The sequence below is a fragment of the Blastococcus sp. DSM 46786 genome, from assembly GCF_900109665.1.
GTDB lineage: Bacteria > Actinomycetota > Actinomycetes > Mycobacteriales > Geodermatophilaceae > Blastococcus > Blastococcus carthaginiensis.
Window position 1 is genome coordinate 66,491 of sequence record NZ_FOAO01000005.1, and the last position, 19,863, is coordinate 86,353.

The 19,863-nt window shown below is 74.7% G+C and carries 17 protein-coding genes and 1 pseudogene; 10 read left to right on the forward strand and 8 right to left on the reverse strand.

The window, feature by feature from the left end; all coding sequences use genetic code 11:
- Window positions 1-24: 24 nt before the first annotated feature.
- A complete protein-coding gene (locus BMW62_RS06095) occupies window positions 25-1,176 on the reverse strand; it encodes an Mrp/NBP35 family ATP-binding protein (RefSeq protein WP_091929964.1) in 1,152 nt (383 codons plus the stop codon).
- Window positions 1,177-1,343: 167 nt separating this feature from the next.
- On the opposite strand from BMW62_RS06095, the gene BMW62_RS06100 reads away from it, so the two are divergent.
- From BMW62_RS06100 to BMW62_RS06120, 5 genes and pseudogenes are all read left to right on the forward strand, one after another.
- A complete protein-coding gene (locus BMW62_RS06100; protein WP_091929965.1) occupies window positions 1,344-2,033 on the forward strand; it encodes an AzlC family ABC transporter permease in 690 nt (229 codons plus the stop codon).
- Window positions 2,030-2,341, forward strand: a complete 312-nt coding sequence (locus tag BMW62_RS06105) for an AzlD domain-containing protein (protein WP_091929966.1) — start codon at window positions 2,030-2,032, stop codon at window positions 2,339-2,341. Before BMW62_RS06100 ends, BMW62_RS06105 begins: the two co-directional genes overlap by 4 nt.
- Window positions 2,342-2,446: 105 nt before the next feature.
- The gene (locus tag BMW62_RS06110; protein ID WP_211435007.1) at window positions 2,447-3,859 is read left to right on the forward strand and encodes an FAD-binding oxidoreductase; all 1,413 of its coding nucleotides are present in this window, start codon (window positions 2,447-2,449) and stop codon (window positions 3,857-3,859) included.
- Between the two features lie 72 nt (window positions 3,860-3,931).
- On the forward strand, window positions 3,932-6,886 hold the full coding sequence (locus BMW62_RS06115; RefSeq protein WP_091929967.1) for an AfsR/SARP family transcriptional regulator: 2,955 nt from the start codon (window positions 3,932-3,934) through the stop codon (window positions 6,884-6,886).
- A gap of 206 nt (window positions 6,887-7,092) precedes the next feature.
- Window positions 7,093-8,598: pseudogene (locus BMW62_RS06120) on the forward strand (amidohydrolase family protein); the annotation flags it as partial.
- 269 nt (window positions 8,599-8,867) lie between these two features.
- Here the strand turns inward: BMW62_RS06120 and BMW62_RS06125 are convergent.
- Both BMW62_RS06125 and BMW62_RS06130 read right to left on the reverse strand, forming a co-directional pair.
- The gene (locus tag BMW62_RS06125) at window positions 8,868-9,386 is read right to left on the reverse strand and encodes a DUF1003 domain-containing protein (protein WP_211435008.1); all 519 of its coding nucleotides are present in this window, start codon (window positions 9,384-9,386) and stop codon (window positions 8,868-8,870) included.
- Window positions 9,379-10,617: a magnesium transporter MgtE N-terminal domain-containing protein gene (locus BMW62_RS06130; RefSeq protein ID WP_091929970.1), complete on the reverse strand. Its 1,239-nt coding sequence runs from the start codon at window positions 10,615-10,617 to the stop codon at window positions 9,379-9,381. Before BMW62_RS06130 ends, BMW62_RS06125 begins: the two co-directional genes overlap by 8 nt.
- Before the next feature lie 25 nt (window positions 10,618-10,642).
- Between BMW62_RS06130 and BMW62_RS06135 the strand changes: the two genes are divergently transcribed.
- From BMW62_RS06135 to BMW62_RS06145, 3 genes are all read left to right on the forward strand, one after another.
- Window positions 10,643-11,551 (forward strand): PhzF family phenazine biosynthesis protein, encoded by a 909-nt coding sequence (locus tag BMW62_RS06135; protein WP_091930090.1) that lies wholly within the window; start codon window positions 10,643-10,645, stop codon window positions 11,549-11,551.
- Complete coding sequence (locus tag BMW62_RS06140; protein WP_244523869.1) at window positions 11,548-12,516, forward strand: DMT family transporter; 969 nt, start codon at window positions 11,548-11,550, stop codon at window positions 12,514-12,516. Before BMW62_RS06135 ends, BMW62_RS06140 begins: the two co-directional genes overlap by 4 nt.
- 195 nt (window positions 12,517-12,711) lie before the next feature.
- On the forward strand, window positions 12,712-13,665 hold the full coding sequence (locus BMW62_RS06145; RefSeq protein WP_091929972.1) for an HpcH/HpaI aldolase/citrate lyase family protein: 954 nt from the start codon (window positions 12,712-12,714) through the stop codon (window positions 13,663-13,665).
- 72 nt (window positions 13,666-13,737) lie between these two features.
- On the opposite strand, the gene BMW62_RS06150 is transcribed toward BMW62_RS06145, so the two are convergent.
- On the reverse strand, window positions 13,738-14,103 hold the full coding sequence (locus BMW62_RS06150) for a DUF4190 domain-containing protein (RefSeq protein WP_244523870.1): 366 nt from the start codon (window positions 14,101-14,103) through the stop codon (window positions 13,738-13,740).
- 167 nt (window positions 14,104-14,270) lie between these two features.
- Between BMW62_RS06150 and BMW62_RS06155 the strand changes: the two genes are divergently transcribed.
- The gene (locus tag BMW62_RS06155; RefSeq protein ID WP_091929974.1) at window positions 14,271-15,470 is read left to right on the forward strand and encodes an acyl-CoA dehydrogenase family protein; all 1,200 of its coding nucleotides are present in this window, start codon (window positions 14,271-14,273) and stop codon (window positions 15,468-15,470) included.
- A gap of 122 nt (window positions 15,471-15,592) precedes the next feature.
- Here BMW62_RS06155 and BMW62_RS06160 read toward each other — a convergent pair whose 3' ends face one another.
- From BMW62_RS06160 to BMW62_RS06175, 4 genes are all read right to left on the reverse strand, one after another.
- On the reverse strand, window positions 15,593-16,393 hold the full coding sequence (locus BMW62_RS06160) for an ABC transporter permease (protein ID WP_211435009.1): 801 nt from the start codon (window positions 16,391-16,393) through the stop codon (window positions 15,593-15,595).
- Window positions 16,390-17,331 (reverse strand): ATP-binding cassette domain-containing protein, encoded by a 942-nt coding sequence (locus tag BMW62_RS06165; RefSeq protein WP_091929975.1) that lies wholly within the window; start codon window positions 17,329-17,331, stop codon window positions 16,390-16,392. Before BMW62_RS06165 ends, BMW62_RS06160 begins: the two co-directional genes overlap by 4 nt.
- 12 nt (window positions 17,332-17,343) lie before the next feature.
- Window positions 17,344-18,135 (reverse strand): DUF4097 family beta strand repeat-containing protein, encoded by a 792-nt coding sequence (locus BMW62_RS06170; RefSeq protein ID WP_091929976.1) that lies wholly within the window; start codon window positions 18,133-18,135, stop codon window positions 17,344-17,346.
- An 86-nt stretch (window positions 18,136-18,221) separates the two neighbouring features.
- Window positions 18,222-18,746, reverse strand: a complete 525-nt coding sequence (locus tag BMW62_RS06175) for a type II toxin-antitoxin system HicB family antitoxin (RefSeq protein WP_091929977.1) — start codon at window positions 18,744-18,746, stop codon at window positions 18,222-18,224.
- A 107-nt stretch (window positions 18,747-18,853) separates the two neighbouring features.
- On the opposite strand from BMW62_RS06175, the gene BMW62_RS06180 reads away from it, so the two are divergent.
- Window positions 18,854-19,789: a quinone oxidoreductase family protein gene (locus tag BMW62_RS06180; protein ID WP_091929978.1), complete on the forward strand. Its 936-nt coding sequence runs from the start codon at window positions 18,854-18,856 to the stop codon at window positions 19,787-19,789.
- Window positions 19,790-19,863: the final 74 nt, after the last annotated feature.

Consider the following 19,863-nt stretch of genomic DNA (forward strand, 5'->3'; position numbering starts at 1 on the left):
GACGGCGACGGGGTCGCGCGGCTGCTAGCGGCGGACGGGGGTGAGCCCCAGGGACATCCCCTGCAGCCCGCGCTGGCGGACGGCGAGCCCGTCGGCGATCTTCTCCAGGGCCTGCGCCGCGGGGGAGTCCGGCTCGGCCAGCACGATCGGCGCACCGGCGTCGCCGGCCTCGCGGAGCCGGGTGTCCAGCGGGATCTGGCCGAGCAGCGGCACGCGGGCACCGAGCGTGCGGGTGAGCGCGTCGGAGACCGTCTGCCCGCCGCCGGAGCCGAAGACCTCGACGCGCGAGCCGTCGGGCAGCTCCATCCAGCTCATGTTCTCGATGACCCCGACGACCTGCTGGTGGGTCTGCGTGGCGATCGCGCCGGCGCGCTCGGCGACCTCGGCCGCGGCCAGCTGCGGGGTGGTGACGACGAGGATCTCGGCGTTGGGCAGCAGCTGGGCGATGGAGATCGCGACGTCGCCGGTGCCGGGCGGCAGGTCCAGCAGCAGGACGTCGAGGTCGCCCCACCAGACGTCGGCGAGGAACTGCTGCAGGGCGCGGTGCAGCATCGGCCCGCGCCACACGACCGGGGTGTTGCCCGGGGTGAACATGCCGATCGAGATGACCTTCACGCCCAGGGACTGCGGCGGCATGATCATGTTGTCGACCTGCGTGGGCTTGTCGTCGACGCCCAGCATCCGCGGCACCGAGTGGCCGTAGATGTCGGCGTCCACGACGCCGACCGAGAGCCCGCGCTTGGCCAGCGAGGCGGCGAGGTTCACGGTGACGCTGGACTTGCCGACGCCGCCCTTGCCGGAGGCGACCGCGTAGACGCGGGTCAGCGAGCCGGGCTGGGCGAAGGGGATGACCGGCTCGGCGGTGTCGGAGCCGCGGACGGTCTTGCGCAGCTCGGAGCGCTGCTCGTCGCTCATCACGTCGAGGGCCACCTGCACCGAGGTCACCCCGGGGACGGCGCCCACGGCCTGGGTGACCCGGTTGGTGATCGTTTCCCGCATCGGGCAGCCGGCGACGGTCAGGTAGACCTCGACGGCGACCGAGCCGTCGGGCCCGATCCGCACGTCCTTGATCATGCCCAGCTCGGTGAGCGGGCGGTTGATCTCGGGGTCCTGGACGGTGGCCAGAGCGGCGTTGACGGCGTCGAGCGCCGGCGTGCCGGTCAGCTGGTCGGACATCGTGTTCGTCTGTCTCCTCACGAGCGGGGGACCGGCGGCGTCCGGTGGTCGCGGCCGGAGCGGCGACCCGCGCGATCGGTCGCCTGCCACTCTACGGCGGCACGCGGACCCGACGGCCCGGCGGAGGGTGATCTGGCGCGCACCGGGGCGGAACTAGGGTCGTCGTCGTGCAGCCCGACCGTGCCGAGACGCTGCGGGACGCGGTGGGCCTCGGGCTCGCCGTCGGCCTCTACGGGGTGGCGTTCGGCGCCGCGGCCGACGCCGCCGGGCTCGACGTCTGGCAGGCGCTGGTGCTCTCGGCGGTGATGTTCACCGGCGCCTCGCAGTTCGCCCTCATCGGCGTCCTCGGCGCGGGCGGCAGCCCCCTGGCCGCCGTCGGCAGCGCGCTGCTGCTGGGTACCCGCAACACCGTCTACGGCGTCCGGCTGGTGCCGCTGCTCCGGCCGCGGGGCCCGCTCCGCCGCGCCGGGACGGCGCACTGGGTCATCGACGAGACGACGGCGCTGTCGCTGGCCGCCCCCGACCGGGCGCTGGCCGGGCTGGCGTTCCTGGCGGGCGGGGCGACGCTCTACCTGACCTGGAACGCGACGACCGTGGTCGGCGCGCTCGGTGCCGCCGCGCTCGGCGGCACGGCCCGGGCGGCGCTGGACGCGGTCGTCCCCGCCGCGTTCCTCGCCCTGCTCTGGCCGCGGCTGGGCCGGGCGTTCCCCGAGCCCGCCGTGCAGCGCCGGGTGGCGCTCGGCGGCGCGGTGGTCGCGCTGGCGCTGACCCCGTTCGTGCCGCCCGGCGTGCAGGTGGTCGCCGCGGTGGTGGCGGTCGCCCTGGCCGGTCGGCCCCGCCGTGCGGTGGCGTCGTGAGCGGGACCTGGACGGCGGTGCTCGTCGCCTCCGTCGGCTGCTACCTGCTCAAGCTGGCCGGGCTGTCGGTGCCGGCGTCGTGGGTGGAGCAGCCCTGGGTGGCGCGCGTCGTCGACTTCGTGCCGGCGGCGCTGCTCGCCGCGCTGGTCGTCGTCCAGGGGCTGACCAGCGGTGACGACATCGTGGTCGACGGCCGGCTTGCGGGGCTCGCCGTCGCGGCGCTGGCCCTGGCGCTGCGTGCGCCGTTCATCGTCGTCCTGCTGCTGGCGGGGGCGGCCGGCGCCGGGGTGCACGTCCTCACCGGCTGACGCGTCGCCGTCCCGGTGCGGCTCCAAGAACACCGGCAGAGCCGCCCAAGAGCTCTTCCCGACGCTCGGGTCCTGATCGACCCACACCGTCCCGAGGAGAGCACCATGACCACCACCGACAGCACCACCACGATGACCACCGGCAGTCCGGCGGGCCCTGCGGAGAGCCTCCGTGGCCTGATCGGTGGCTTTGTCCACCTGCCCGGCGACGCACCCTACGACGAGTTCCGCACCGCCTGGAACCTCGCCGTGGACCAGCGCCCGGCAGCCGTCGCGGTGCCCGCCGGCACCGACGAGGTCGTCGCCGTCGTCCGGGCCGCCGCCGCGGCCGGCCTCCGCATCGCTCCTCAGGGCACCGGGCACAACGCCGGACCGCTCGGTTCCCTGGACGACGTCGTCCTGCTGCGCACCTCCCGCATGCGCGAGGTGACCGTCGACCCAGTCCGTGGCCGCGCCCGCGTGCAGGCGGGCGCGCTCTGGGACGACGTCGTGCCCGAGGCGGGCCGGCACTGCGTGACCGTGCTGCACGGGTCCTCGCCCGACGTCGGGGTCGTCGGCTACTCCCTGGGCGGCGGGATCGGCTGGTACGCCCGTGCGCTGGGCCTGCAGACGAACAGCATCACCGCCGCCGAGGTCGTCACCGCCGACGGCACCGTTCTCCAGGTGGACGCCGACCGCCACCCCGAGCTGTTCTGGGCCCTGCGCGGTGGCGGCGGCAACGTCGGCATCGTCACCGAGCTGGAGTTCCGCACCTATCCCTTCGACACCGCCTACGCCGGCATGCTCGTCTGGGACTGGGCGCACGCCGAGCAGGTCCTCGGGCGCTGGGCGGAGTGGGCGGTCAGGGCGCCGGACGAGGTCACCACCGCGTTCCGGATCATGCAGCTGCCGCCGCTCCCGGACATCCCCGAGCCGTTCCGCGGCCGGCAGCTGGTGATCATCGACGGCGCGGTGCTGGCCGACGACGAGCGCGCAGCCGGCCTGCTCGCCCCGCTGCGCGAGCTGGCACCGGAGCTCGACACCTTCGGCCGGGTGCCCACCGACACTCTGTCCCGGCTGCACATGGACCCGGAGGAGCCGACGCCGGAGGTCAGCTCGACGAGCATCCTCGGCTCGCTGCCGCCGGAGGGCGTCGCTGTGCTGCTCGGCGTCGCCGGTCCGGGATCGAGCTCCTCGCTGTTCATGGTGGAGCTGCGGCAGATCGGCGGAGCACTGGCCCGGCCCGCCCCCGGCGCCGGGGCCGTCCCGTGCCTCGACGGGCAGTTCGTGCTCCTGGCGGGCGCGCTGGCGCCCACTCCCGAGATGGCGGCGCAGGGTCTCGCCGAGGCCGACGCCGTGACAGCGGCTCTGTCGCCGTGGGCCAACGGCCGCCACTACCTCAACTTCGCCGAGGACGCCGTCGACGCCGCCACCGGCTACCGGCCCGAGGACTGGCGCCGGCTGCAGGCGATCCGCGCCGTCGTCGATCCCGACGGCCGGATCGTGGCCAACCACCGGGTGCGCCCGGCCGCCGGGTGAGCGGAACCGCCCCACTCCGCCCGTGGCCGCAGTAGTCTCGCCGCCGCTCACGGCCGTCGTGCGGGAGGGCGGATGCGCGTCGAGGTGCTGGGCCCCTTGCGGGTCGAGCGGGACGGGGTGCCCCTCGCCCTCGGGGCGCGGCGGCAGCGCGCGTTGCTGGCCCGGCTGGTGCTCGACGCGGGGCACCCCGTCTCGGCGGCACGGCTGGTCGACGACCTGTGGGGCGAGGCGCCGCCGGAGAAGGTCACGTCCTCGCTGCAGGCCTACGTGTCCAACCTGCGCCGGGTGCTCGAGCCGGATCGCCGGCTGCGCGACACGGGCGGGCTCCTCTGCTCCCGCGATCCCGGCTACCTGCTGGACCTCACCGGCCACGTGCTCGACCTCGCGGAGTTCTCCGCGGCGGCCGCACACTGCCGCGACCGAGCCCGTGCCGGCGACCTCGTCGCTGCCCGGGAGGCGGGGGAGCAGGCTCTCGCCCTGTGGCGCGGGCCGGTGCTGGCCGACCTGGCCGAGGACTACGAGTTCGCCCGGCAGGCCGCCGACCGGTGGGAGACCGAACGGGCCGCGGTGACCGAGGAGATGCTCGCCGTCCGGGTGGCTGCGGGAGACCATCTGGCGGCGCTGCCCGACCTGGCCGACGGCGTGCGCCGGCACCCCTTCCGGGAGCGGGGCTGGGAACTGCTGGTCCGGGCCCTGTACCGATCCGGGCGGACGGCGGAGGCGCTGGGCCGGCTGAGGGAGGCACAGCGGCTGTTCCGGGAGGAGTTGGGCGTCGAGCCGGGTGCGGCGCTGCTGGCGCTGGAGTCGGCGGTGCTGCGGCGTGACCCCCGGCTCGAGCCCCCACGGCGCGAACCGGTGCCCGGGCCCTCGCCGCGCGAGCCCGGACCGGCCGACCCGCCCGGGCGGTCGGCGGCGCCCGTGCCGCTCGGGTCGGTCCCTCCCGAGCCGGTGGCCGAACTGGTCGGCCGGGACCGGGACGTCGTTGCCGTCGCCGACCTGCTCCGCCGCGGGCGGCTGGTGACCATCACCGGGCCGGGTGGGGTCGGGAAGACGACGCTCGCCCTCGCCGTCGGCCGTGCGGTACGTCCCGGCTTCCCCGGCGGCGTGTTCCTCGTGCCGTTGGCGGCCCTCACCGATCCTGCCCTCGTGTTGCCCACCCTGGCGCGGACCCTGGGTGTCGAGCAGCCGACCGGCGATCCCTTCGACCTGGTGCGCGCCGCCGTCGGCGGACGCCGGGTGCTGGTGGTCCTGGACAACGTCGAGCACGTCCTGCCGGCAGCGGTGGACCTCGCCCGGGTGCTGGAGATATGCCCGTCCCTGACCGTGCTGGCCACCGGGCGCTCGCCGCTGCGGCTGCGCGGGGAGCGGGAGTACCCGCTGGCCCCGCTGGCGGCACCCGACGCCGAGCAACGCGTGACCGCCGCCGACCTCGATGGCTTCCCCGCCGCGCGGCTCTTCCTCGACCGGGTGGCGGCGCGCGTGCCCGGCTACCGGGTGGAGGACGATCCCGAGGCCGAAGCGGTCGCCGGCATCTGCCGCCGGCTCGACGGGCTGCCCCTGGCCCTGGAGCTGGCCGCCGCCTGGATGCGGGTGCTCTCGGCGGAGGAGCTGCTGGGCCGCCTGGACCGGGCGCTGCCCGTCCTGGCCGACGGTCCCCGTGACCTGCCGGAGCGGCAGCGCACCGTCCGCGACACCGTCGCCTGGAGCTACCGCCTCCTGGGCCCGGCCGAGCGCCGGCTCTTCGGCCGGCTCTCCGTCTTCCGGGGCGGCTGGACGCTCGAAGCGGCGCAGGCGGTGTGCGACGACGGGGCGGACGGCGGTGCCGCGGTCGATCTGGTCGCCGGCCACGCCGCTCTGGTCGAGCGCAGCCTGGTCACCCGGGTCACGCCTGACCAGGGAGATCCGCCCGGCCACGTCGGCGGCCGCGGCCGGTTCACGATGCTCGAGACCGTCCGCGAGTTCGGCGTCGAGGTACTGGCATCCGAAGGGGCGGACGAGGAGGTGCAGCACCGGCACGCGGCGTTCTACCGCGCGCTGGCCGACCGCGCCCGGCAGGGGCTCCTCGGTGTGGAACAGGGGGTGTGGCTGGCCCGCCTGGCCCAGGAGCACGCCAACCTGCGGGCGGCCTTCGGGTGGTTCCTCGGGCACGGCGATCCCGACTCCGTCGCCGTCGCGGCGTGGGGCATCCGCTGGTTCTGGCACATCCGCGGCTTCCAGGCAGAGGGCCGGCGGTGGATGCGCGAGGCCTTGGCCGCGGACGGCCTCTCCCCGCGGGGCCGGGCCCGCGCCCGGCTCGTCGAGGGGCAGTGCGCCTTCGGGCAGGGCGCGTGGGAAGAAGCGCTGGCGACGCTGGCGGTGGCCACGGAGGAGGTCGCCGCTGCGGACGTCGACCCCGAGATCGCCGCGGTGACCGCCGCCATCGCGGGTCACGCCGCGATCGGGGCCGGGGACTTCCCCGCGGCGGCACGCTGGTCGGAGCGTGCCGACGCCGCCTACCGCGACCTCGACGACCCGGCCGGCGCGGGGATCGCGGCCCTGGTCCCCGTCCAGGTCGCTGCGGCCTCCGGCGCCCTCGCCGACGCCGACCTGCTGCTGGACACCGCCGAGCAGCTGCTCCGGCGGGCCGGCGGGAGCTGGGGGATCGCCGTCACGCTCAACATCCGGGTGATGATCGGCCAGCTCGCCGGGCAGGGACCCGAACTGCTGCCGCTCCTGCACGAGAGCGTCACCCGCTCGGCGGCACTGCGGGACAACGCCGCGTTCCTGTACGGCCTGACCAGCCTCGCCGAGGTGCTCGTCGACAAGGGCGACGGCCCGGTCGCGGCCCGCCTGTTCGGTGCGGCGGAGTCGCTGGCCGAACGCACCGGGTTGTCGATGCAGCCGCCGGCCAGCCGCGCGCTGCACGAGGGACGCGTGGCGCGGCTGCGCGCGGAGCTCGACCCGGCGGTCCTCGCGGCCGCCTGGTCGGCCGGGCGATCGCTGTCCCCCGACCAGACCTACGCCGCCGCCGTCGCCGCATCGACCTGAGCTCGGCCCGGTTGGACCGGATGCAAGACGGCAACCGGTGCGGCTCAAGAACCCCGGATCACCGTCCTCCCCGACGGCGGCTACCGAGCGCGCCGCGGACAGGAGGAACCGCCATGAGCACCGACACGACCACCCGGCCCGGCAGCATCACCGCGCCCCGATCCGTCGCGTGAACCGCGGCCCGGCCCGCCGGGCGCACCCTCGTCCGGGGCGCCCGGGTCCTCACCATGGACGGCCGGCCCGACGACGGGCAGGTCGCCGACGTGCTCGTCGAGGGAGGCCGGGTGCGGACGGTCTCCGCCGAGCCGCTGCCCGTCGACGGCGCCGCCGTCATCGAGGGCACCGGGCGGATCCTGCTGCCCGGCTTCGTCGACGGCCACCGGCACGTGTGGCAGACGGCGCTCCGCGGGCTGGCCGGCGACTGGAGCCTCTTCGAGTACCTGGTGCACGTGCGCAACGTGTACTCGCCGCGGTACACGGCCGCCGACGTGCACGCCGGCAGCTACGCCGGGTACCTGGAGGCGCTCGACGCCGGCATCACCACGGTCGTCGACTTCTCGCACGCCATGCGCGCACCCGGGCACGCCGACGCGGTGGTCGACGCGATGCAGTCGTCCGGCATCCGCGGGGTGCTCGCCTACGGGATGTCGCACGTGCCCGAGCCGGGGGAGAACCCGCTGCGCGCCCAGGTGGAGAGCACGTGGCGCCACGACGACGTCCGCCGGTTGCGCGGCGGCCCGCTGGCCTCCGACGACGGGCGGGTGCTGCTCGGGCTGGCCACCGCCGATCTCGGCGAGTTCCTGCCCCTGCAGATCGTGCGCCGGGACCTGGACCTGGGGCGGGAGCTGGGGCTGCGCCGGATCACGATCCACGCCTCGCACGGCGCCGCGACCCGGCACGCCCGGCTGGTGCGCCGGCTGCACCGTGCCGGGCTGCTGGGCACCGACCTGCTCTTCGCGCACGGCACCGGCTGGTCGACCGACGAGCTGCGCTACCTGGCCGACAGCGGCGCAGGCGTCGTCTCGACCCCGGAGTCCGAGCTGCAGATGGGCATGGGGTTGCCCGTGCTGGCCCGGGCGCAGGCGCGCGGCATCCCCGTCGGCCTGGGCGCCGACGTCGTCTCGGGCAACGGGGGCGACCTGTTCGCCCAGATGAGACTGGCCCTGCAGGCGACGCGGTTCAGCGACAACGAGCAGCTGGCCCGGTCGGGACGGGTGCCGGCCCACCTGACCCTGCGCGCGGTGGACGTGCTCCGCGCGGCCACCGTCGACGGGGCGCGCGCGGTCGGGCTGGGGGAGGTCACCGGCAGCATCACCCCCGGCCGGGCCGCCGATCTGGTCCTGATCCGAGCGGACGGTCTGGCCACGGCCCCGGTGAACGACGCGGTGGGCACCGTCGTCCTGCAGGCCACCCCGGCGACCGTGGAGACCGTCCTGGTCGGCGGCGAGGTGGTCAAGCGCGACGGCCGCCTGGTCGGCGTGGACCGCCAGGCGGCCGTGGCGGCGGTCGAGAAGTCGCGGGACCGGCTGCTGGCTGACGTCGACCCGGCGGCCGTCGCGGCGCTCGAGCGGGCGTTCGCGGCGACGATGCCGCTGGACCGGACCGGGGCGGCGATGTCCCGGCTGGCCGGGGCCATGCTGCAGCACGAGAGCACCGCGCGCCGGCTGCTGCGCACGATGCAGGCGTCCTTCGACCGGACCCGACCCGAGTGACCGAGCCGCCCGGTGCACCTGCCTCGCTCGGTGCACCGGGCAGCGCCGTGGTGGCCGTGCTGCGTGCGCTGGGCGCCCGATCGGGGCGCGGCAGCGGTGCCTAACCCGACGATCGGAGGAACTCCGTGCCGTACCGCGAGACCACCACCCCGGGGACCATCGCGGGCGGCGGAAGCATTTACGTCGTCAGCATCGACGAGGGGACGACGCGGTGCCGGCGTCGTCGGGCTGCCCTGGTCGAGCGGGACCGCGCCGAGCGCTGAGCGGGCTCAGGGGACCGGGTCGCGCTTCTTCTTGCTCTTCCTCTCGCGCCGCTCGGTGTCCTCGCCGTCGTCGCTGGCGAGGCGGTTGAGCTCGCCGCGGATGAAGTCGCGGGTGGCCAGCTCGCCGACGGCCACCCGCACCGCCGCCAGCTCGCGGGCGAGGTACTCGGTGTCGGCGCGGGTCGACGCCGCCCGGGCCCGGTCCTCCTCGGCTTGCACGCGGTCGCGGTCCGCCTGCCGGTTCTGCGCCAGCAGGATCAGCGGCGCGGCGTAGGCGGCCTGGGTCGAGAAGGCCAGGTTCAGCAGGATGAACGGGTAGGGGTCCCAGCGCAGTTGGACGGCGAAGATGTTGAGCGCGATCCAGACGATGACGACGATCGTCTGGACGGCGAGGAACCGCCCGGTGCCCAGGAACCGCGCGATGCCCTCGGCGAACTGGCCGACGGCGTCGGGGTTCAGGCGCAGGAAGCTGCCGAACCGGCGGGCGCCGCTGCGGGGGACGTCGAGCCGGGGGCCGTCAGCCACGGCGGGCACGCTCCCGCCAGTCGTCGGGCAGCAGGTGGTCGAGCACGTCGTCGACGCTGACCGCGCCCACCAGCCGGCCCTGCGCATCGACGACCGGCGCGGCGACGAGGTTGTAGGTCGCGAAGTAGTGGGTGACCTCGGCCAGCGGGGCCTCGGGCTTCAGCGGCTCCAGGTCGTCGAGCACGCCGCTCACCAGCGTGGACGGTGGTTCGCGCAGCAGCCGTTGGATGTGGGCCAGCCCGAGGTAGCGGCCGGTCGGTGTGGCCGAGGGGGGCCGGCAGACGTACACCTGGCTGGCCAGCGATGGGGTGATCTCCTCCTGACGCACCCGGGCCAGGGCCTCGGCGATGGTCGCGTCGGGCGCCAGGATCACCGGCTCGCTGGTCATCATCCCGCCGGCGGTGTCCTCGGAGTACTTGAGCAGCTGGCGGACCGACTCGGCCTCGTCGGGCTCCATCAGCTCGAGCAGGCGGTTCCGGTCGACGGCGTGCAGCTCGGAGAGCAGGTCCGCGGCGTCGTCGGGGTCCATCTCCTCGAGGACGTCGGCGGCGCGGCTCTCCTCCAGGGTGCCCAGGATGGTGATCTGCTCGGTCTCGGGGAGCTCGCCCAGGACGTCGGCCAGCCGCACGTCGTCCATCGCCTCGGCCACCTCGTGCCGGCGCTTGATCGGCAGCTCCTGCAGCGCGTGCGCCATGTCGGCGGCGTTGAGCTCGCGGTAGGTGGCGATGAGCGTCTCGGCGCCCTGTCCCGTCTGCGGCAGCGCCAGGCCGGTGACCTCGTCCCACTCCAGCTGGTGGGACTGGCCGCGCCGGCCCAGCCGGCCGGGCTCCTGGACGGCGACCCGCGAGAGCAGCCAGTCGCCGGTGCGGGTCTGCTCGATGGCGGCGTCGACGACCGTCGCCGGGCGACCGGACTCGTTGACCGTCACCCGCCGGTCGAGCAGTTCGCCGAGCACGAGGGTCTCGCCGGCCCGCTGCTCGAACCGCTTGAGGTTGAGGGTGCCCGAGGCGAGCAGCACCGCACCGGGGTCCAGCGCCGTCACCCGGCCCATCGGCACGAAGATCCGGCGGCGCGCGACCACCTCCACCACGAGGCCCAGCACGCGCGGGCACGCCGTCCCGACCCGGAGGCCGACGACGACGTCGCGCACCTTGCCGACCCGGTCGCCGTTGGGGTCGAAGACGGTCAGCCCGGCGAGCCGGGAGACGTACGCCCTGGTCGCCGTGGTCACGGTTGGAAAGGCTACCGTCGGGGCCGTGGCTGCCCCGGTCGAGCTGGAGTACGAGGTCGTCGACGTGTTCGCCCCGCGGGCGTTCGCCGGGAATCCGCTGGCCGTGGTCTTCGACGCCGACGAGCTCACCACGGAGCAGTGCCAGGCGCTGGCCAACGAGTTCGCGCTCTCGGAGACCTCCTTCCTCTGCGCCCCCACCGAGGCCGGCGCCGACCACCCTGGCGGACCCGGCGATCCGAAGGCCGACTACAGGGTGCGGATCTTCACGCCCTACGCCGAGCTGCCCTTCGCCGGCCACCCGAGCGTCGGCGCGGCGCACACGCTGGTGCGCACCGGGCGGCTGCCGGCGGGGACGCTGCGCCAGGAGTGCGGCGCCGGGGTCCTCGACGTGGTGGTGGACGCCGACGGCGCGACCCTCTCCGGCGGCCGGCCCACGCTCCAGGACGGCCCGGCGCCCGCCGAGCTCGCCGCGGCGATGGGCCTGGACGCGGCCGACCTCACCGGCGTACCCGCGGACGTCGCCGGCTGCGGCCTGCCGTTCGGGTACCTCTCCGTCTGCCCCGACGCCGTCGACCGCGCCGTCCCCGACCCGCGGGCGCTCGCCGGGGTCGACGTGGGCGAGGGGGTGTCGGTGCTGTCCTGGGACGCCCCGACCGCGACCGCCCGCGCGCGGGTGTTCGCCCGCGACCTGGTCTGGGGCGAGGACCCGGCCACCGGCTCCGCGGCGCTGGGCGCCGGGGTGTGGCTGGTCGAGAGCGGGCTGCTGGCCGGTGAGGGCACGTCGAGCTACACCGTGCGGCAGGGCGAGCGGATGGGACGGCCCTCCGTCCTCGACTGCACCGTCACCGCCGCCGGCAGCCGGGCGGTCGCCGCGACCGTGCGCGGCGCCGTCGTGCCGGTCGCCTCCGGCCGGATCCGGGTGCCCAGCTGGTGAAGGACCCCGTTCCTCTCACGCCTCGCTCCGCTCGGCGCGAGCCTCTGAACGGGGCCGGCGCCGCCTGGGCGCTGCACCGGCCGGGGGGCCGGGAGTCCGGCCTGCTCTTCCTCGCCGTCGTCGGCGTCTCGCTCTCCGCGCCGCTGACCGCGATGGTCACCGCGCCGATGCTGGCGCTGGCCTTCTGGCGGAACGCCGCCGGCGCCGCCGCGCTCCTCCCCGTCCTGCTCACCGGCGAGCGCGCCACCCTGTCCGGGCTCCGGTGGCGCGACCTGCGCAGCTCCGTCGTCGCCGGGCTCTTCCTCGCGGCCCACTTCGCCGCGTGGCTGCCGAGCTTGTCGATGACGACGGTGGCCGCCTCGGTCGCGCTGGTCACGACCACGCCGATCTGGACGGCGCTCGCCGCGCGCGTCTCCGGGGTGCGGCTGCCGGCCGCGGTGTGGGGCGGCCTGCTCCTGGCGTTCGCCGGCGTCGTCCTGATCGTGGGGGTGGACGTGACGGTGAGCACCGAGGCGCTCGCCGGCGACGCGCTCGCCCTGCTCGGGGCGATCTGCGCCGGGGGCTACGTGCTCGCCGGGGCCCGGGCGCGGCAGCGGCTGGCGACCTCGGCGTACGCCGTCGTCTGCTACTCGGTGTGCGCGGTCGTGATCGCGGTCGCGGCGCTGCTCGTCGACGCGCCGCTGACGGGTTTCGAGGCGCGCGACTGGTGGCTGATCGCGGCCATCACCGTCTCGGCGCAGCTCTTCGGCCACACCGTGCTCAACCTGGTGCTCTCGTCCGTGGGTCCCACGGTGGTGAGCCTCGCCGTCCTGCTCGAGGTGCCGGGCGCCCTGCTGTTCGCGCTCGTCCTGCTGCAGCAGGTGCCGCCGCTGCTGGCGCTGCCCGGGGTGCTCCTCGTGGTGGCCGGGGTGGCGCTGGTCGTGCGGGCGGGCCGGCCGCCGACGCTGGTCGAGCCCGCCACCTGAGCACCGGCCGGGCGGTCGTGGTCGCCCGGTCCGGTGAGCCGGCGCGTGTCGTCGGCCACACCCGCCCGTGCGCCGAGGCGGTCCGGGCGGTGGCCGGAGGGCGACGTGATCACGCCGTCGCTACCCTCCGGTAGCCGAGAAGACGATCCGCCCAGCAGTGTTGTCCACCCACCCCACCACCCCAGCGGAGGCACCGTGGCCGAGCTCCGATCCCGTCGTTCCAACCTCGCCGTCCCCGGCAGCAACCCCCGGTTCCTGGAGAAGGCCAAGGGCCTGCCCGCCGACCAGGTCTTCCTCGACCTGGAGGACGCGTGCGCGCCGCTGGCCAAGCCCGGCGCCCGCAAGAACATCGTCGCGGCCCTGAACGAGGGCGGCTGGGGCGAGAAGATCCGCACCGTCCGGGTCAACGACTGGACGACGGAGTGGACCTTCCAGGACGTGCTCGAGGTCGTCGGCGGGGCCGGTGCGAACCTCGACTGCATCATGCTGCCGAAGGTCCAGGACGCCGCCCAGGTCAAGGCGCTGGACATGCTGCTCACCCAGATCGAGAAGGCCAACGGGCTCGAGGTCGGCCGGATCGGCATCGAGGCGCAGATCGAGACGGCGCAGGGCCTGATCAACGTCAACGACATCGCCAACGCCTGCGACCGCATCGAGACGATCATCTTCGGCCCGGCCGACTTCATGGCGAGCATCAACATGAAGTCCCTGGTCGTCGGCGCCCTGCACCCCGATTACCCGGGCGACCCGTTCCACTACATCCTCATGCAGATCCTCATGGCCGCCCGCGCCCGCGGCGTGCAGGCGATCGACGGCCCCTTCCTGCAGGTGCGCGACGTGCCCGCCTTCGAGGAGGTCGCCAAGCGCTCGGCGATGCTCGGCTTCGACGGCAAGTGGGTGCTGCACCCGGGCCAGATCGACGCCGCCAACGAGATCTACGCGCCGTCGCAGGAGGACTACGACCACGCCGAGCTGATCCTCGACGCCTACGACTGGGCGACGTCGGAGGCCGGCGGCAAGAAGGGCTCGGCGATGCTGGGCGACGAGATGATCGACGAGGCCAGCCGCAAGATGGCCCTGGTCATCGCCGGCAAGGGGCGGGCGGCCGGTCTGCAGCGGACGTCGTCCTTCACCCCGCCGGAGGCGTGACCCGGGCATAGGAAGCTTTACCTGCGGATCCGACCCGCGATCCGCAGGTAAAGCTTCCTATGCCTCGCGCGATCAGGGGCCGAAGCCGGTGCTGCTCAGCGTCGTGAAGGCGACGACCCAGAGCAGGATGATCAGCACGAAGAAGCCGGTGACCAGGCCGCCGACGATGATCCCGGCCAGCGCCAGCCCGGCCCCGTCCTCGCCGGTCCGGCGGATCTGCTTGCGGGCCACGATGCCCAGGACCAGCCCGGCCGGCGCGAAGACGAACGCCATGACCAGGGCCAGGATGGCCAGCGTGTTGGTCGGCCGGCCCCACTGCGGTGGGCCGTAACCCGGCGGTGGGCCGTAGGGCTGCCCGTAGCCGGGCGGGGGTCCGTAGCCGGGCGGCGGCCCGTAGCCGGGGGCGGCGCCGTGCGGCGGCTCGTCGCGGGAGGTCACCCGCGGCACGCTAGCCCGCGCCGGCCGCCGGTGGTCCGATCACCGCACCTCTGCCGGGCATGCCGTCCGCTGCGCGCGGGAGTGACCGAGCGCACGCAGAGGGTGCGGTCCCGGTACCTCATACTCGCCGGTAGCCCGGACACCGGAGTCCCCCGAGGAGTGAACCTGTGACGCGACTGGCCCAGACCGCCGACCTGACCGACATCCAGCAGGAGATCCTGTCGACGGTCAGGAGCTTCGTCGACAAGGAGATCATCCCGCACGCGCAGGAGCTCGAGCACGGCGACGTCTACCCGCAGGAGATCGTCGACGGGCTCAAGGAGCTGGGCATCTTCGGGCTGATGATCCCCGAGGAGTACGGCGGCCTCGGCGAGTCGCTGCTCACCTACGCGCTGGTGGTCGAGGAGATCGCCCGCGGGTGGATGAGCGTCTCCGGCGTCATCAACACGCACTTCATCGTCGCGTACATGATCAAGCAGCACGGCACGCAGGCGCAGAAGGAGCACTACCTGCCCCGCATGGCCACCGGCGAGGTGCGCGGTGCGTTCTCGATGTCCGAGCCAGGGCTGGGCTCCGACGTCGCCGGCATCCGCACCAAGGCGGTCGAGCAGGCCGACGGCGGCTACGTCATCGACGGCCAGAAGATGTGGCTGACCAACGGCGGCAGCTCCACCCTGGTCGCGGCGCTCGTGCGCACCGAGCTGGGCGCGGAGAAGGCGCACCAGAACCTGACCACGTTCCTCGTCGAGAAGCCGGCCGGGTTCGGCCAGGTCAAGCCCGGGCTCACCATCCCCGGCAAGATCGACAAGATGGGCTACAAGGGCGTCGACACCACCGAGCTGGTGTTCGACGGCTACCGGGCCGAGGCCTCCGACATCCTCGGTGGCGAGCCGGGCCGCGGCTTCGCCCAGATGATGGACGGCGTCGAGGTCGGCCGGGTCAACGTCGCCGCGCGCGCCTGCGGCATCTCCATCCGCGCCTTCGAGCTCGCCGTCGCCTACGCCCAGCAGCGGGAGACGTTCGGCAAGCCCATCGCCGCGCACCAGGCGATCGCCTTCCAGCTCGCCGAGATGGCGACCAAGGTCGAGGCCGCGCACCTGATGATGGTCAACGCCGCCCGCCTCAAGGACGCCGGCAAGCGCAACGACGTCGAAGCCGGCATGGCCAAGCTGATCGCCAGCGAGTACTGCGCCGAGGTGACCACGCAGTCCTTCCGCATCCACGGCGGCTACGGGTACTCCAAGGAGTACGAGATCGAGCGGCTCATGCGCGAGGCGCCGTTCCTGCTCATCGGCGAGGGCACCAGTGAGATCCAGAAGACGATCATCAGCCGGGGTCTGCTCAAGACCTACAAGCTGAAGGGCTGAACGCCCGGACCGGCCCCGCTCCTCGCCGAGGAGCGGGGCCGAGCCATGTCCGGAGGACGGTAGCGCTCTGCCCCGCCGGGGTGGGCAGAGCGCTACTGCCCCGGAGTCCTGTCCGGGCCCGGTCAGCCTCCGGCCCGAGCGGGGCGGCGTTCGTAGTTCGCCCGCGCCCAGAGGTAGCCGACGAGCGCGATGCCGGCGCACCAGCTCACAGCCGCCAGTCCGCTCGACCCGATCGCGGTCCCGTTCAGCAGACCACGGACGGTCTCGATGATCGGGGTGAACGGCTGGTGCTCGGCGAACCAGCGCAGCCCAGACGGCATGGACTCGACCGGCACGAACCCGCTGCCGAAGAACGGCAGCAGCATCAGTGGCATGGGCAGGTTGCTGGCCGCCTCGACGGACTTCGTGTACATGCCCATCGCCACCGACAGCCAGGAGAGCGCGAAGCTGGTCAGCGCCAGGACGGCGACGGCCCCGAGCCATCCCAGCGGCCCGGCGTCCGGCCGGTAGCCGAGCAGCAGGGCGACCGCGACGACGAGCGCCAGCCCGACCACCGTCTGGATCACCGCGCCGACCACGTGCCCGGTGAGCACCGCCGCGCGGGCGATCGACAGGGTGCGGAACCGGCTGATGATCCCCTCCGTCATGTCCATGGCGATCCCGATCGCCGTGCCCTGCGCCCCACCGGTGATCGCGAGCACGAGGATCCCGGGGACGACGTAGGAGAGGTACTCCGCCCGTCCGCCGGCGGGGGCACCCAGGCCGGCTCCCAGGGTGCCGCCGAAGACGTAGACGAACAGCAGCAGGAAGACGATCGGCATCACGGCGACGATCACGGTCAGCCCCGGGTAGCGCAGCGCGCGCCTGAGATTGCGGCGGAGCATCGTCGCCGAGTCGTCCAGGGTCAGTCCCAGTGCGGTCACGAAGGCACCTCTTCTGCGGCGGGCCGGCCGGTCAGGGCCAGGAAGACGTCGTCCAGATCGGGGGTGTGCAGGCTCAGGCCGGCCACGTCGAGGCGGGCGTCGTCGAGCCGGGCGAGCAGCGCCTTGAGGGCGGCGACGCTGCCGTCGCCGGGGACCTCGAGGGCGAGGGCGGCGCGGTCGGCCACGGGGACGCCGAGCACGCGGGCGGCCTCCTCGAGGTCGGGGGCCGCGGTGAACTGCAGCCGCACGTGCCCGCCGGGGACCGTGCGCTTGAGCTCGTCGGAGGTCCCCTCGGCGACCAGCCGGCCGCCGTCCAGGACGCCGATCCGGTCGGCCAGCTCGTCCGCCTCGTCCAGGTACTGGGTGGTGAGCAGGATCGTCACGCCGTCGGCGACCAGGTCGCGGACTGCGTCCCACATGGCCCGGCGGCTGCGCGGGTCGAGGCCGGTGGTCGGCTCGTCCAAGAAGACGATGCGCGGATCACCCATCAGGCCCATGGCCAGGTCGAGCTTGCGGCGCATGCCGCCGGAGTAGGTGACCGGCGAGGTGGACGCGGCCTCGCCCAGGTCGAAGCGCTCGAGCAGGGCCGCGGCGCGGGCCCGGCCGGTGCGCCGGTCGAGGTGGAGCAGGTCGGCCATCAGGCGGAGGTTCTCCGCGCCGGTCAGCAGGTTGTCGACGGCCGAGAACTGGCCGGTCAGGGCGATCGAGGCGCGCACGGCGTCGGGCTCGCGCCGCACGTCGTGGCCCGCGATGCGCGCCTCCCCGGCGTCCGCCGGGGTCAGCGTGGACAGGATGTCGACGGTGGTCGTCTTGCCCGCCCCGTTGGGGCCGAGCAGGGCGAAGACCGATCCTTCCGGCACGGCGAGGTCGAGGCCGTCGAGGACGACCAGGGAGCCGAAGGACTTGCGCAGTCCCCGTACGGAGATGGCGGCGGTCATGGTCAGGTCCTCTCAGGCCCGGCGGATCAGGATGTCGCCGTAGGAGGTGCGGGCGTGGATCTCGACGGTCTCCGCCGAACCCTCCGGCCCCTCGCTCTCGGTCAGCAGGTTGCGTACGCGGCCCGCGCCGGAGGAGACGTCCAGCCAGGCGGCCGTCCCCTCGGGCACCCCCGCCTCGACCTCGCCGTAGGCGGTCTCCAGGACCAGCGAGCCGCGGACGGCCCGGCCGACACGCACCTGGCCGTACTTCGTCGTGCCGGTCAGCGATGCCAGCGCGCGTTCGACGGTGACGTTGCCGTAGCCGGTCTCCAGCCGCGCGGGACCGGCGGTCTCGCCCACCCGGACGTCGCCGTAGGCGGTGGTCGCGTCGGTCTCGCCCTCGACGGCACCGGCCGAGATGTTGCCGCTCGCGCTCCGGGCGCGCAGGCTCCTCGCCTGGTCGAGGCGGACGCCGCCGTACCGGCTCTCCAGGTCGGCGGCGCCGAGCCGGCCGGTGCAGGTGACGTCGCCGGCGGTGGTGCGGACGTCCAGGGAGGATCCGGCGGGCAGCACGACGTCGACCTCGATCTCCGGGGCCGAGCCGAAGAACGGCAACCGCGGCCGGCTGGTGGACCGGACGAGCAGCTCGCCGTCGCGGAAGGTGACCTCGGTCTGCTCGGCGGCGGTGACGTCGGCGGGCTTGGCCGCGTTCCGCGGGCGGACGGTGACGGTGGTGTCGTACCGGTCGTCCGCGCGGACCTGCACGGCGCCGTGGACCACCTGAATGCGGGCCGTGATCGGCCCGGGGGTGTCGAACGTGGGCATGGCTGCGCCCTCCTCGGGGCAGGGGGGATCGCCCCCGGACCGGTCGGCCGGGGTCGGTGGTGCTCGGTGCTGAGGTGCGGGCGGGGCTAGCGCGCCCAGCCCGTGTACTGGGAGCCGTGGGACCGGCGGCCGCGACGGGCGTCGGAGGACGGGCGCGGCTGGGGCTCCATCGCGGTGGCGACGGCCCGGACCAGCCAGGTGTTCACCGAGACGCCGAGGCGGGCGGCCGCCTCGTCGACGCGGCCCTTGAGCTGCTCGGGGAGCCGCAGCGTGATGCGCACGGTGCTGCCCTCGTCCAGGTCGGCGGGCGCGGGGCCGGCCGGCTCGGGGGGGTCGGTGTTGGTGGCCGGGCCGGCGGGCGGCTCGGCCGGGGGGTGGGTGATGGCGAAGCCGAGGTCGCTGCCGCGGAGCCGGACGTCGACGGCGCCGGGGGCGAACTGGCCGGTGAGCTCCTCGGCCGCCTGGGACAGGGCGCTGAGCAGTGCCAGCCGGATCGAGGACTCCAGCGGGGCGGTGAGCCGCTCCGCCAGCGCGCGGGCCTCCTCGCCACCGGCGTCGGCCGCGGTCAACAGGTCGCGGCGGAGCTGGTCGACGAACGGCGTCAGATCCATGGCGTCACTGTGACACCATTCTGACGTCAGTGCAAGAACTTCATGACACCACCAGGTGCGCGGGCCTGCCGAGGCGTTTCCCGGGGCCCGGGTGTAGGCAGGGAGGCATGCGCGCAGCGGGAGTGACCGAGTTCGGTGGGCCGGAGGCCCTGCACATCGTCGACGTCGAGCCCGAGCCCCTCGGGCCGGGGCAGGTGCGGTTGCAGGTCCAGGCGGCCGCGGTCAGCCCCACCGACACCCACGCCCGCAGCGGCGCCTACGCCGAGCGTGACCCGGTGAAGACCCCGCCGTGGGTTCCCGGCATGGACGTCGCCGGCGTCGTCACCGAGCTCGGCGAGGGCGTCGACCACCTGGCCGTGGGCGACCTGGCGATGGGGATCGTCGTCCCGTTCGGGCCCTACGGCGCCTACCGGGAGGACAAGGTGCTGCCCGGCGACTCCGTCGTCCGCGCGCCGGCCGGGGCCACCGCCGTGGAGGCCTCGACGCTGCCGATGAACGGGCTCACCGCCCGGCTCTCGCTCGACCTCATGGGGCTGCGGCCCGGGGAGGTCCTGGCGGTGACGGGCGCGGCCGGGGCCTACGGCGGCTACGTCGTCCAGCTGGCGAAGGCGGACGGGCTCACCGTGGTGGCCGACGCCGCCGAGGCCGACGAGGAGCTGGTGCGCGGGCTCGGCGCCGACGTCGTCGTCCGCCGCGGGGACGACGTCGCCGAGCGGATCCGGGAGCACGTCCCGGAGGGCGTGCACGGGCTGGCCGACGGCTCGGTGCAGGACGAGGTGGTGCTCGCGGCGGTACGCGACGGGGGAGCGGTCGCGACCGTCCGCGGCTACCGCGGCAACGGAGAGCGCGGGCTGCGCTTCTTCCCGACGATGGTGCGCAAGGTCGCCACCGACCGCGCCGCCCTCGACCGGCTCCGGCAGCAGGCGGAGGAGGGTGCGCTGACGCTCCGGGTGGCGCGCACCTTCCCGGCCGAGCAGGCGGCCGAGGCCCACCGGGTGCTCGAGGCCGGCGGCGTGCGCGGCCGGCTCGTGCTCACCTTCTGAGGTCGCGCCGGGCACCACCGAGCTGGTTGGCTGCGCACCTGGACCGGGCGGCGGAGCCCGGGGAGAGCGGAGGT